The sequence below is a fragment of the Microbispora catharanthi genome, assembly GCF_006334915.2.
GTDB lineage: Bacteria > Actinomycetota > Actinomycetes > Streptosporangiales > Streptosporangiaceae > Microbispora > Microbispora catharanthi.
Genome location: NZ_VDMA02000032.1, coordinates 64177 through 76285, shown reverse-complemented (window position 1 = coordinate 76285; position 12109 = coordinate 64177). Strand labels below are relative to the sequence as shown.

Annotated in this window: 9 protein-coding genes; 4 read left to right on the top strand and 5 right to left on the bottom strand. The window is 70.0% G+C overall.

Annotation, left to right across the window (positions count from 1 at the left end):
* Nucleotides 1-617 precede the first annotated feature (617 nt).
* Both FH610_RS38725 and FH610_RS38720 read left to right on the top strand, forming a co-directional pair.
* A complete protein-coding gene (locus FH610_RS38725) occupies nt 618-1706 on the top strand; it encodes an AI-2E family transporter (protein WP_139580208.1) in 1089 nt (362 codons plus the stop codon).
* 167 nt (nt 1707-1873) lie between these two features.
* Entirely contained in the window at nt 1874-2284 is a 411-nt protein-coding gene (locus FH610_RS38720; RefSeq protein ID WP_139580207.1) for a hypothetical protein, read from the top strand.
* Nucleotides 2285-2302: 18 nt separating this feature from the next.
* Here the strand turns inward: FH610_RS38720 and FH610_RS38715 are convergent, their stop codons facing one another.
* The 5 genes from FH610_RS38715 to FH610_RS38695 form a co-directional block, all read right to left on the bottom strand.
* Nucleotides 2303-3676 carry a hypothetical protein gene (locus FH610_RS38715; protein ID WP_139580206.1) on the bottom strand — a complete coding sequence of 458 codons (1374 nt, stop codon included), beginning with the start codon at nt 3674-3676 and terminating at the stop codon, nt 2303-2305.
* Between the two features lie 368 nt (nt 3677-4044).
* A complete protein-coding gene (locus tag FH610_RS38710) occupies nt 4045-5523 on the bottom strand; it encodes a carbohydrate-binding protein (RefSeq protein WP_139580205.1) in 1479 nt (492 codons plus the stop codon).
* A gap of 34 nt (nt 5524-5557) precedes the next feature.
* Nucleotides 5558-7153 (bottom strand): chitinase, encoded by a 1596-nt coding sequence (locus tag FH610_RS38705; RefSeq protein ID WP_139580204.1) that lies wholly within the window; start codon nt 7151-7153, stop codon nt 5558-5560.
* 5 nt (nt 7154-7158) lie between these two features.
* Nucleotides 7159-8505: a cellulose binding domain-containing protein gene (locus FH610_RS38700; RefSeq protein ID WP_139580203.1), complete on the bottom strand. Its 1347-nt coding sequence runs from the start codon at nt 8503-8505 to the stop codon at nt 7159-7161.
* 406 nt (nt 8506-8911) lie between these two features.
* Nucleotides 8912-10027, bottom strand: coding sequence for a glycoside hydrolase family 18 protein (locus FH610_RS38695; RefSeq protein ID WP_205826367.1), 1116 nt, complete (start codon nt 10025-10027; stop codon nt 8912-8914).
* Nucleotides 10028-10352: 325 nt separating this feature from the next.
* On the opposite strand from FH610_RS38695, the gene FH610_RS38690 reads away from it, so the two are divergent.
* Together FH610_RS38690 and FH610_RS38685 are read left to right on the top strand one after the other, a co-directional pair.
* Nucleotides 10353-11294, top strand: a complete 942-nt coding sequence (locus FH610_RS38690) for an ATP-binding cassette domain-containing protein (RefSeq protein ID WP_139580202.1) — start codon at nt 10353-10355, stop codon at nt 11292-11294.
* The gene (locus FH610_RS38685; RefSeq protein WP_139580201.1) at nt 11291-12076 is read left to right on the top strand and encodes an ABC transporter permease; all 786 of its coding nucleotides are present in this window, start codon (nt 11291-11293) and stop codon (nt 12074-12076) included. The genes FH610_RS38690 and FH610_RS38685 overlap by 4 nt, the downstream gene beginning before the upstream one ends.
* The last annotated feature ends 33 nt before the right edge of the window (nt 12077-12109 follow it).

Sequence of the window (12109 nt, the reverse complement as noted above, 5' to 3'; positions counted from 1 at the left end):
GGCTTTTAGCACACTGTTGAGTTCTCAAGAAACGGACGCGACCACCATCACCCGAAACCCTTTGAAGAAGGTCCCGCACTCCGGGGCGTTTCACCGTTTGTTTTTCTTTTGTCTTGCTGGTCTTAATCCTTCCCGACCGGCTCTTCCGTGTCAAATCCGCCCCACCGGGACTTATTTGACCCGAAACCCGCCGACCGACAGGAATTCGACCCCCCCCGTTTCCGGGGCAACCCCTCTAACTTACCCGAACCCCCAGCCCGACGCAAAACCACCGAACCGAGAAGATCGAAAAGCACGAGGAGTGGCCGGCAATCAGCCCGCGCACACACAAGACAACCACCGAAGTGATCGAAGAAGAGTGCGCCGAACCGCGCCGACACCACAAGATTACCAGGGCCTGCCGACGACTTGGCCCGGCTAGGCTTCAACGCAGCCGGCCGGGGACCTATTCCCGCAGGTCATCCACCGGATTGAAGTTCCGCACGGATCGAACGGCGTGAGGCCCGGCTTCATTCCCGTCACGACTCGCCCGCCCGGACAAGGGTAGGGGCCGGGGCGTGCTACGACTGATCCACGTTGCACAGCCTTTTCACCAGGAGAAGGGGTAGGAACGGGACGTGACTCGACAGGGGTTCCCTCGCGCCCTGATCGTGCTGGTCTGTACCGCTGCCGCGGTGATAACGCTCGCCGGCGTCCAGGCGGTGGGCTCGATCGTCGGCCCGGTCGTCCTGGCGCTGACCCTCGTCATCGCCGTCTCTCCGGTACGCGGCTGGCTGGCCCGCCACAACTCTCCGGTATGGCTGCAGGTGGCCGTCCCCCTCGCCGTGGTGCTGCTGGTCCTGCTCGGCATGGTCGCGGTGCTCAGCCTGGCCGCCGCGCAACTCGCGATCCTGGCTCCCACATACGCGGACCAGTTCAACGCGATGGTGGCCGACCTCCAGCACTGGGCGGCGGGCCTCGGCTACGGGAGTGAACAGCTCAACAAGGCGCTGTCGTCGCTCGATTTCGGCAAGTTGATCGGCGTCGCCCAGAGCGTGTTGAGCAGCCTTCTGGGAGTGTTGTCGAGTCTGTTCCTGATCGTCGTGCTGCTGCTGGCCATGAGCCTCGACGCCCCCGTGTTCGCCCGGATCGTGGACGCCGCCTCGGCCGAACGGCCCGCCCTCGCCCGCGCGCTCAAGACCTTCACGTACAGGACGCGCCGCTACCTGATCGTCTCCACCGTCTTCGGCCTCATCTGCTCGGTCCTGGACGTGATCGCGCTGTACGTGCTGGGCGTGCCACTCCCGCTGCTGTGGGGGGTGCTCGCCCTCATTACGAACTACATCCCGAACATCGGGTTCATCCTGGGCCTCATCCCGCCGGCGCTGCTCGGGCTGCTGGAGGGCGGGCCCAAGACGATGCTGCTGGTGATCGTGGCGTACATCGCGATCAACGTGGTGATCCAGTCGTTCATCCAGCCGAAGTTCCTGGGTGACGCCGTGGGGTTGTCCACCACGGCCACGTTCCTCTCGCTGATCGTCTGGGCGTGGGTGCTCGGTCCGCTCGGCGCGCTGCTGGCGATCCCGCTGAGCCTGCTCGTCCGTGCCCTGCTCGTCGACAGCGATCCGGACGGCTCCTGGGCCGCCGCGCTCATCTCCGGGCGGTTACCTGAACGCTCTCCGGCGTCCCACCCCGACCCACGGCCGGAACAGCCCGACCCCCGGTGAAGCCATGAGGCCATCCCCTGCTCCGCCTGCGCGTTCGGCGTCAGCCTCGCACGCCTCCACGGCCGTGGGGCGACATTCCGGGCGGAGCCATGGCAAGGGCCGTCGGACGGGCGCCGACACGGAGCGTCTGCGGGGCGCGCCGCCATACTCCGGCTTAGGGTCTGATCATGCGGCGATGGGACGACGACGAGCGCCTCACCGGAATCGCGGACGCCTCGGCGATGGAGCCACAGGTGTCCGCCCTGCTCGACGCGATGGCACGGGACGGCTGGGTGACGGAGGAACCCGAGGCGCATCTGCTCCCCCACCTGCGCCGTGCGTGCGGGTCGGAGTGGCTCCTGACCGGCGAGCGCCTGCTCGACGACGGCGTGTACGAGGTGACGGTCTCGCTGGCCGGCGACAGGGAGGGCGTCCACGTGCAGCGCGACGTGATCCGGCTGCTGTCGGCGATCGCCGAGACCGCCTTCTTCGTACGGCAGGCCGCACCGGGCGTGTTCGAGTGCGTGACCGGAATGCTCGACGGCGACCCGCCCGGCTTCAAAAGCCATGGCCACATGGTCCGCCTCATCGTGACCTGAGACCGGCGGGACCCCGTCTCAGGCTGCGGGGACGGTCTTCTTCTCCCCCGGGACCGGCGTCGGCGTGGTCTCCGCGTACCTGCGGCGCCACGGGATGGCCGCGATCAGCACCGGGAACAGCACCAGCGAGCTGATCGCCCACGGCGCGTGCAGCTCGCCCCACTTGGGCCCGTGGAACTGCGTGAGCACGATGTAGCCGATCGCGGCCCACAACGTGCTGCCGAGAATCGCCGGCCAGGCCCAGCGGGTGGGCCGGGCGACCAGGAACGGCATGAACCACAGCAGGTATTGCGCGCCGAGGCGCGGCGTGAAGATCATGAAAGACAGCAGGATCGCGATCGTGACGTCGACCGGGTCGGCCTTGCGCCACCAGACGAGGCAGGCGACGATCGCGGCGTAGATGAGGTATTGGCCGATCCTGGCCGGGAGCGGGTCGAGGTTCCAGTTGCCGCCGCTGACCAGGGCGGTCCAGCCCCAGTCCCCCGTGATCGGACGGACGTCGCTGGGCCGCAGCCCGATGGTGTTGAGCACCTCGGGAAGCTGACGCCACTCCGTCCAGCCGCCGATCGGAAGCGTCAGCAGGAAGAACACCGGCGAGACGCCGGTCGCGACCAGCGAGACCAGGCGGCTGCGCAGCCCGGGCAGGAACATCAGCAGGGCCGGCACGAGGATCACCGGCCAGCTCTTCGCGCAGAGCGCGAGCCCCATGAGCAGACCCGCCCACACGGCCCGGCCCGTCGCCGCGCGGTCCTCCTGCGACGGGTGGACGATGCGCCGCACGAGCTCGCCCGGCGAAATCCAGGGCAGCGGCAGGTCGCGGTTCGCGAACGGCATGCGGGCCCACGGCAGGGGCTCGGGCCGCCGCCACTCGCCCGGGCCGCGCGCCACGACGTACGCCGCGACCCCGAAGACCAGGGAGACCGGCTCGACCTGGCCGTGCACGGAGGCGATGAGGATCGCGAGGGGGTTGCAGGCGTACTGGAAGGCGCGCAGTTTCTCGGTCCGCGCCCCGGCCAGCTTGCCGACCAACGGGATCAGCACGACGTCGGCGACGACGGTGACGATGCGGCCGGCGTACTCCCACGGGATGCCCAGCCACAGCAGCAGGCCGTACATGTACGGGATCGTCGGGAGGAAGTGCCATCCGCCGTTGCTCTCGAGCACCGGATCGCGGTGGTCGAGGATGGCCACGCCGGCGGGCTGGAAGCTGTTGACGTAGTCGACCGGCTGCCACTGGGTGTCCCTGGCCGACAGGACCATGATCAGCACGCGTACGGCGATGCCGAGCGTGAGCGTGACGGCCAGGGACGGCCGCCAGCCCTTCCATTGGGCGACGAGCGCGAGCACGACGCCGGCGACGAGGACGATGCTGGTGGGGATCGCGTATTCCATGACGGTGCCAAGCCTGCCTGACGAATGGCAAAACAGGCGACTCGATCCCGGATTCGGCCATCCAGCCATCGCGATCCGTCACGATTAGGGGTATTGTGACCACGGAGCGTTACATCCAGGAGACTTCATGAAAATTCGCCTGTGGATCACCCTTGCCGTGGCCGTGATCGTCGGGATGCTGATCGGCCTGCTCGCCCCCACGCACGGGGGCGACCGGAACGGCGGGTAGGGGGGTCGTCCCCGCCGGACCGGCCGCCTGCTCATGGGCGCCCGACTCGCATCGGTCCGCGCACACATCGCGCGGGCGGCGAGGGATCCGGTCCGGCGGGCCGTACCCGGATCCCTCTGGCCGTCGACAGGTGGACGGGTCAGAAGCCCGCGGTGATCCTGGTGAAGTCCCAGTCGCTCTGCGCGATGCCGCTGCAGTTCGACACCACGCCGCCGCCCGGGCAGCCGCGGTCGCGGTTGACCGCCCAGAAGGCGAGGCGGCCCAGGCCCTTGGACTTGGCCCAGTCGCGGATCTGGGTCCAGGTGGCCACGGAGGTGAGCTCCTGCTGGTCGGACAGGCCGTTCATGCCCGAGATGCCCATGTGCGCGTACGCCTGGGCGTCGGTCCAGCCCCACGCCGCCTTGAGCGCGTTCTTCAGGCCCTCGGCCGCGTTGACCGTGTTCTGGTACATGTCGGCGCCGCCGCCGAAGTCGAACGGCATGATCGTGTAGTTGTCGATGTTCACGCCCAGCGCCTTCGACTGGTTGATCAGCCGGGTGCCGTAGTAGGTCGGGCCTGTCGTGCTGGTGCCGAAGGTGACGACGACCTTGACGTTCGGGTTGTTCTGCTTGACGATCTTCAAACCGCCGAGGATGCGGTCCTGGACGGCCTCGTTCTCGAACTCGTCGGTGTTCTCGATGTCGAAGTCGACCGCGGCCGGGTTGTAGGCGTTGACGACCTGCTGGACGGCCGAGGCGAAGGCGGACGAGCTGGAGCAGTTCGGGCCGAGCTTGTTGCCCTGCCAGCCGCCGAAGGAGATCTGGACGTTGCCGCCCGCGGCCTTGATCTGCGAGATCGCGGTGGCGTCGACACTGCCGGACAGCGGGCGGGAGCCGTCCCACGCCGGGGTGCAGCCGCCGCCGGAGAGCATGAAGGCCATCGTGAACTGCCTGACCCCGGTGGCGTTCATGACCGTGGCCGGGTTCGGCGGGTTGCCCCAGCCCTCGTACAGGTAGGGCGCGCCGGGGAGCTTCCCGCCGCTCGTGGGGCAGCCCGTGGTGGTGCCGGTCACCGACCCGCTCGCCGCGGACTCGCCGTTCGAGTTGTACGCCTTGACGGTGTACGTGTGAGTGGTGCAGGTGCCGAGGCCGGAGATCGTGGCGCTGGTGCCGCTGCCGGTCGCCTTGACCGAGGTGCCCTCGTAGACGCGGTAGCCGGTCACCGTGCCGCTCGACGCCGACCACGACAGCGAGATCGACGAGTTCGTGGTGCCGGTGACGGCCGGGTTGCCCGGCTTGCCCGGAGCGCCGGACGGCGGCGTCGGGCTCGGCGACGGGCTCGGGTTGCCGCCGCCGCTGACCTGCTTCCAGAGCGCCGGGACGATCGGCGGCTCCCAGCCGGTCAGGGACGTGTGCGCCTGGATGCACTCGTAGTCGACGCCGTTGTAGGTCACCCGGGCGCCGATGGCGTACCAGGTGTTCGGGGCCCATGCCGGGTAGGCCAGCATGACCACGCTGTTCGGGGCCGCCGAGGCGGACGCGGTCGTTCCCGCGACCAGTCCGGCGACGGCCAGGAGAAGGGAGGCCAGCAGGGCGACCAATGCCCTGGCGCGCCGGCCCGTACCGAAGCGAAGCTGCATTCTTCCTCGCAAGGGTTGGGGGGTGGGTGGGGGATCACTTCAGAGCGTCGAGATACGCCCTGTGGGAGCGGGAGAACTCGGAGCCGTCGTACTTGTCCCAGTTGACGGACCAGGCCATGAGGCCGCGCAGGCCGGGGAAGACGCCGTGCGGCCGGTAGGAACCGCAGCCCGTCCCCTTCGCCAGGCAGTCGAAGGCGCTCTGCACCTCGGCCGTGCTCGTGTAGCCGTTGCCGGCGTACGGCGCGGCCGGCAGGCCGATCGCGACCTGGTCGGGACGCAGCGGCGGGAAGGTCGCGCCACCGGCCACGGGGAAGCCGGTGAGCAGCATGTCGGTCATGGCGGCGTGGAAGTCGGCCACGCCCATCGTGTGGTACTGGTTGTCGAGGCCCATGATCGGCCCGGAGTTGTAGTCCTGGACGTGCAGCAGCGTGAGATCGTCACGCAGCGCGTGGATCACGGGCAGGTACGCCCCGGAGCGGGCGTCGGCAGTCCCGTTCTGACCCGGGCCGTAGAACTGGTAGCCGAGCTGGACGAAGAACGTCTCGGGGGCCATGGTGAGCGTGAACCTCGCGCCATACCTGGCCTTGAGCGTCTTGATCGCGGAGATGAGGTTCACGACCACCGGGGTGGTCGGGTTGCGGAAGTCGGTGTCGCCGGGGTTCAGCGACAGCGAGTGGCCCTCGAAGTCGATGTCGAGGCCGTCCAGGCCGTACCTGTCGATGATCGCGGCGACGGACTGGACGAACTTGTCCCGGGCGGCGGTGGTGGTGAGCTGGACGATCCCGTTCTGGCCGCCGATCGAGATCAGCACCTTCTTGCCGGCCGCCTGTTTGGCGCGGACGGCCGCGACGAAATCCGCATCGCTCTCGACGCTCGGGCACTCCGCGGCCGGACAGCGGGTGAACCGGATGTCGCCGGAGGTGGGCGAGGTCGGCTCGCCGAAGGCCAGGTCGATGATGTCCCACGCGTCGGGGACGTCGGCCATCCGCACGTAGCCGGAGCCGTTGGCGAACGAGGCGTGCAGGTAGCCGACCAGGAGCCGCTTCCCGCCCGGCGGCGGGCTCGGCGAGGTCGACGGGGACGGGGACGGCGATGGGGACGGGCTGACGGAGGGCGAGGGGGATGGAGAGGGCGAGGCCGGGGTGCCGGGGCCGTCGAGGACGACGTCGTCGGCGTAGTAGGCGCCCTGGCCGTACCAGCCGTTGACGTAGATCGTCACACTCGTCGTGGACGACCCCGTGGTGAACGACGTCGACAGTTGCGACCACGACGATCCCGGCGACCCCCACGTCTGGGCGTTCACCCCCGTGCCGGTCGCCCCGAGGAACACGTAGTTCCCCTGGACCCACGCCGACAGCGCGTACGTCGTGGACGGCTTGACGCTGATCGTCTGCTGGCACCGCGCGTAGTCACTGCCCGCCGGTGTCGCCGACAACGCCTTCGACCCGCCGTGCACCGGGCTCGGCACCACCTGCGCCGAGGACGCGCACGTCCACCCCGACAGACCCGACTCGAACCCCGGGTTCGCCGCGATGTTCGCGGCGGCACTGGCCGGGCCGGTGAACGTCGCCGTGAGCAGGCCGGCGAAGGCGAGGGACGCCGCGGCGCGCAGGCCGATGAGCTTGTTCATGTGCCTCACCCCGTGTACGAAGCGAAGATCTTGGAGAACTCGTAGGGCGACTGGGGGATGTTGGTGCAGGAGTAGAGCGCCCCGGTGCAGGCGTTGCGGTCGCGGGTCGTCTCCCAGAAGGCCAGCAGGCCGAGGTGCTTGTCCTTGGCGAAGGCGACGAGCTGGCGGGCGTCGTCCTGGTTGTAGATCCGGCCGTCGTCGTTCTGCCCGAGCATCGGCGTGACCCCGACCATCCGCCACACCTGGGCGTCGGACAGGCTGGGATACAGGCTCTTGAGCTGCGCGAAGGTGCTGTTCGCCGCCTGGACCGCCGCGTCGCCGTAGTCGACGGACTGGTAGTAGTCCATGGCCATGACGTTGACGGCGTCGAGCCTGACCCCGGCGTCGCGGGCGGACCGCACCACGTTGAGGCCGTCGGCGGTCAGGCCGCTCGGCAGCACGGGCAGCGTGAGGGAGATCTTCAGGTCGGGGTGGGCCTGCTGAAGCCGGGCGAGCGCCTGCGACCGGCGGGCGATGGACGCGGGCTCGGCCGCCGCGGAACCCTCGATGTCGAGGTCGATGTATTTCAGGTCGTAGGCGGTGACGACCGCGTCGTACTCGCCGGCCAGCGCGTTCACGTCCGTGCACGCCTGGGCGAGCTCGATGCCGGTCGCGCCGCCGAAGGACACCTTGACGTCACCGCCGCCTGCCCGGATCGCGTCGATCTGATCCTTGGCCCACTGCTGCCGTGGGTCGTACGCGTTGAACCACATCGCCTTGCAGCCCGACGCGGTGACGAACGCGAGCGTGAAGCTCCTCAGGCCGGAGGCCGAGGCCATCGCGCTCAGGCTCGGGGTGGGCCAGGCGCCCATGTCCACGTACGGCGCGGTGCGCAGGGCACCGGACGCGGGCGGCGGCGAACTCGGAGACGGACTCGGAGACGTGCTGGGGGACGCGCTCGGTGAGGGGGACGGCGAGGTCGTCGCGCCGTCGCACGGACCGCCGTTCAGGCGGCAGTTCGCCGGCTTGCCGGGTCCGCTGTTCACCCAGCCGAACGTCGTCGAGGCGCCGGCGGCCAGGCCGCCGTTGTACTCACGGTTCTTGAACGTGTAGTGGTCGCCGGAACGCGTCATCAGCGCGTCCCAGTAGGACCCGACAGTCGAGCCTGCGGGAAGGTCGAACTCGACCGTCCATCCGGAGATCGCGGCGGTCCCGGTGTTGGTGAGGGTGTAGCGGCCCTGATAGCCGGAGCCCCAGTCGGAGTCGGCCGAGAAGACGGCCTTGACCGTGGCGGCCTCCGCGGGCAGCGCGACGAGAGCGAGCGCGAGTGCGGCCATCGCGGCGAGCGCACGCCAGACGTACCTGGTTTGCATGGACACAACCTCTGTGGGGGGTGAACGGGGAGGTCATGGGAATCCGTACGGCCGGCGCCTGACGGAGGCGGCCGATCGGAACAGCGCCGGCCGTACGGCACTCAAGGGCGTCTGGTGACGGGACGCGAGAGGAAGACGTCAGGGGTGAGGAAGGGCCATTTTCGGCTCCCGGTCTCGTTCTTTTAGGAAAGTTTCCTAAGAGTTGTACGGATCGTAGCTTCGCGGTCGCTGGTTCACAAGACCCAATTCGACAGCGTTCCTAACGAACCGTGTCATCGCTGGTGGACGCGCGGGACCGGGTTATGCGCGCGTTAAGGGCCGGCTGCTCATCCGTTAAGGCGAGCACGGCTGAGGCGAGCACGCTGTGATCGCCGTGCGCCACCGGCCCACGGCGGGCGAAGCGAGGTCAGCGCAGGATCGCACCCTCGCGGACGGCGTGCCGGCCGTCGCGCTGCACGTTGACGAAGTCGACGAGGCCGACCAGCTTCTCCAGGTCGAACCCGGCCTCGACGCGATCGTCGTCGGCGGGGAGGTAGACCGAGAGCGGATAGTGGCGACCGGTGGCCGCACCGAGCGCGTCGAGTTGCGCGCGGAACTCGGCCAGCAGGGCCGTCAGGTTCCGCCTGTCGTCGACGCCGGTGTGATTGCCCAGGTGCCCCTCGCCGCCGGGCCACTCCCAGTCGATGTCGATGCCGTCGAAGACGCCCGCCGCGCTGCCCGGGCCACCCCTGCCCTCGACGCCCGGCAGGTCGCCCCTGATGTAGGCGTCGAGGCAGGACTTCACGAACCTCTGCCGGGTGGCGGCGGTCCGCGCGACGTCCGAGAAGTACTTGGAGTAGGTCCAGCCGCCGATCGAGATCAATGCCTTCAGGCCGGGGTGTCGGGCCTTGAGCTTCTTCAGCTGGTTGAAGTTGCCGGCGAGCGAGGCGTCCGGGGGGTCGGCCACGCCGTCCAGCGACTCGGCGGCCGAGAAACCGCGCTGGTAGTCGGCCCAGGCGTCGCCCGCGCCGTCGCCCTGGTCGGGGTCGTTCGGGTCGGGCGCGAGCGGGCGGGTGACCCCGGTGAGACAGGTCAGCGAGCCGGGGTCGATGTTCGCGAAGGCGTAGAGGACGTGGGTCAGCCTGCCCGCCAGCCCGCTGGTGTCGAGGTCGCGCACGGTGGACGTGGCGCCGTACGCGCCGCGCTGGGGGACGTAGCCCACTCTGATGCGGCCAGGCGAGGGGGACGGCGACGGCGTGACGGTCACGGTGACCGTCACCTCGGGCACGGGAACGGCGGCATGCGCGGGAACGGCCCGCACCGGTGCTGCTTGCGCCGGCGCTGCCTGTGCGGGGGCGACCGCGGCCCGCGCCGGTGCGGCGGCGGCCCGCCGCACCACGACACGTGACCTGGCCTGCGTCTGGCTGACGGCCGCGGCGCCGGTCTCGGTGGCGCGCGCCGGGCCGTACCAGGCGACGAACAGCGAGGACAGCACGGCGCTCAGGACCACGACGGCGAAGGTGCCACGCGTGATCGCTCCCATGGTGGGCTCCGAACAAGGGCGAGCCTCCGCGACGGGACGCGGAGGAGGGAAGAGGAATGTCGCGGGAGCGTAGTGGCGGCGCCGCCGGACGGACAAGGAGCGCAGTCTTAAGCCCGGATTATGCGCGGCTCATGTCGCAGGCGGGCACGTTCCAGTGGCGCCGTCTGCGGTAATCCATGATGCCCCGCTTCTTTGCAAGTTTCACCCCCGCCGCCGTTCGCGGCGAGGCGGCCGCTGCCCTGACGGCGACCCTGCCAGCACGGTGCCGACCGTCCTGCCAGCACGGTGCCAGCTCCGTGCCAGCGCGGGCGGCGACCGTCGGAGCATGACGTACGCGATTGAGGCCCACGGCCTCGTGAAGAGATACGGCGACAAGGCCGCGCTGGCCGGGATCGACCTCGCCGCGCCGCCGGGCTCGGTGCTCGGCGTGCTCGGTCCCAACGGCGCGGGCAAGACCACCGCGGTCCGCATCCTCGCCACGCTCGTCTCCCCCGACGGCGGCCGGGCAGCGGTCGGCGGGCACGACGTGGTGAAGGCGCCGGCCGAGGTGCGGAAGCTGATCGGGCTGACCGGTCAGTACGCGTCGGTGGACGAGAAGCTGACCGGGCGGCAGAACCTGGTGATGATCGGGCGGCTCCTCGGCATGAGCCGGGCCGAGGCCCGGGGCAGGGCGGCGGCGCTGCTCGCGGAGTTCGCGCTGGAGGACGCCGCAGACCGGGCGGCGGGTTCCTACTCGGGCGGCATGCGGCGGCGGCTCGACCTGGCCGTCAGCCTGGTCGGCCGGCCGTCGATCGTCTTCATGGACGAGCCGACGACAGGGCTCGATCCGCGCGCCAGGGCGGACCTGTGGCGGATCGTGCGCGAGCAGGTGGCGGGCGGGGCGACCGTGCTGCTCACGACGCAGTACCTGGAGGAGGCCGACCAGCTCGCCGACGAGATCGTGCTCATCGATCACGGCCTGGTGGCCGCACGGGGCACGCCCCGCGAGCTGAAGGCCAGGGCGGGCGACCGGCGGCTGGAGATACGGCCGGAGCACGACGCGGAGAAGGCGGAGCTGATCCTCGCCGAGGTCACCGGGCTGACTCCGCACCGCGGGGAGAACGGGCTGCTCAGCGTGCCGCTGCTGGACTCGGCGGTGAGCCCGGCCGTGTTCCGGCGGCTGGAGGAGGCCGGTGTCTCCCTCGCGGAGCACGCCGTCCGCAGGCCCACGCTCGACGAGGCGTTCCTCGCCCTTACAGACACCACGACCTCGAGGAGAACGCGATGACCGTCATAACGTCCACGAGCGGGCGCCGGGGCGCGCTCGCGCAGGGCATGACCCTCGCCTGGCGGAGCCTGGTGCCGCTGGGGAACGAGCCCGGGCGGCTCGTCCAGTTCCTGCTTCAGCCGATCTTCATGGTCGTGGTCTTCGTCCTGATGTTCGGGGCCATGTCCGGCGACCCCGAGCACGCCGCGCGCTATCTGATGCCCGGCGTGCTCGTGCAGGTGGCCCTCATCTCGACGAACACCACGGGCATGAACCTCGCCGAGGACATCGTGAACGGCGTGTTCGACCGGTTCCGGAGCATGCCGATCGCCCGCTCCGCCCCGCTGATCGGGCGGGTGACCGCGGACGCGCTGACGACGGCGGCCACCATCGCGGTGGCCCTGCTCGCCGGGATCGCGGCCGGGTTCCGGATCACGGCCTCGCCCCTGGGCGCGCTGGCCGGCCTGGCCCTCCTGCTGCTGTTCACGCTGGCGCTGAGCTGGGTGTCGGCCTGGCTCGGGCTGAAGGCCAAGTCCGTCGCCTCGATGCAGGGCACGGCGACCGCCGTCCTGCTGCCGCTGACGTTCGGCAGCAGCGCGTTCATCCCCCCGGCCAACCTGCCGGGCGTGCTGCGCTGGTGGTCGTCGGTCAACCCGGTCTCGCACCTGGCCGACGCCGTCCGAGCGCTGCTCACCGGTGCTCCCGTGGGGGCGCACGTCTGGGTCACGCTGGCATGGGCCGCCGCCGTCACCGCGTGTTCCGTCCCGCTCGCCGTGCGCGCCTACACCCGGAGGATCCGGTGAACGCCCTGATGAACAGCTATACGCCCGGCATGC

Bases quoted from the DNA above. Each gene is read 5' to 3' on its own strand.
- FH610_RS38720 (WP_139580207.1), top strand. From the start codon at position 1,874: ATGCGGCGATGGGACGACGACGAGCGCCTCACCGGAATCGCGGACGCC.
- FH610_RS38715 (WP_139580206.1), bottom strand. From the start codon at position 3,676: ATGGAATACGCGATCCCCACCAGCATCGTCCTCGTCGCCGGCGTCGTG.
- FH610_RS38710 (WP_139580205.1), bottom strand. From the start codon at position 5,523: ATGCAGCTTCGCTTCGGTACGGGCCGGCGCGCCAGGGCATTGGTCGCC.
- FH610_RS38705 (WP_139580204.1), bottom strand. From the start codon at position 7,153: ATGAACAAGCTCATCGGCCTGCGCGCCGCGGCGTCCCTCGCCTTCGCC.
- FH610_RS38700 (WP_139580203.1), bottom strand. From the start codon at position 8,505: ATGCAAACCAGGTACGTCTGGCGTGCGCTCGCCGCGATGGCCGCACTC.
- FH610_RS38695 (WP_205826367.1), bottom strand. From the start codon at position 10,027: ATGGGAGCGATCACGCGTGGCACCTTCGCCGTCGTGGTCCTGAGCGCC.
- FH610_RS38690 (WP_139580202.1), top strand. From the start codon at position 10,353: ATGACGTACGCGATTGAGGCCCACGGCCTCGTGAAGAGATACGGCGAC.
- FH610_RS38685 (WP_139580201.1), top strand. From the start codon at position 11,291: ATGACCGTCATAACGTCCACGAGCGGGCGCCGGGGCGCGCTCGCGCAG.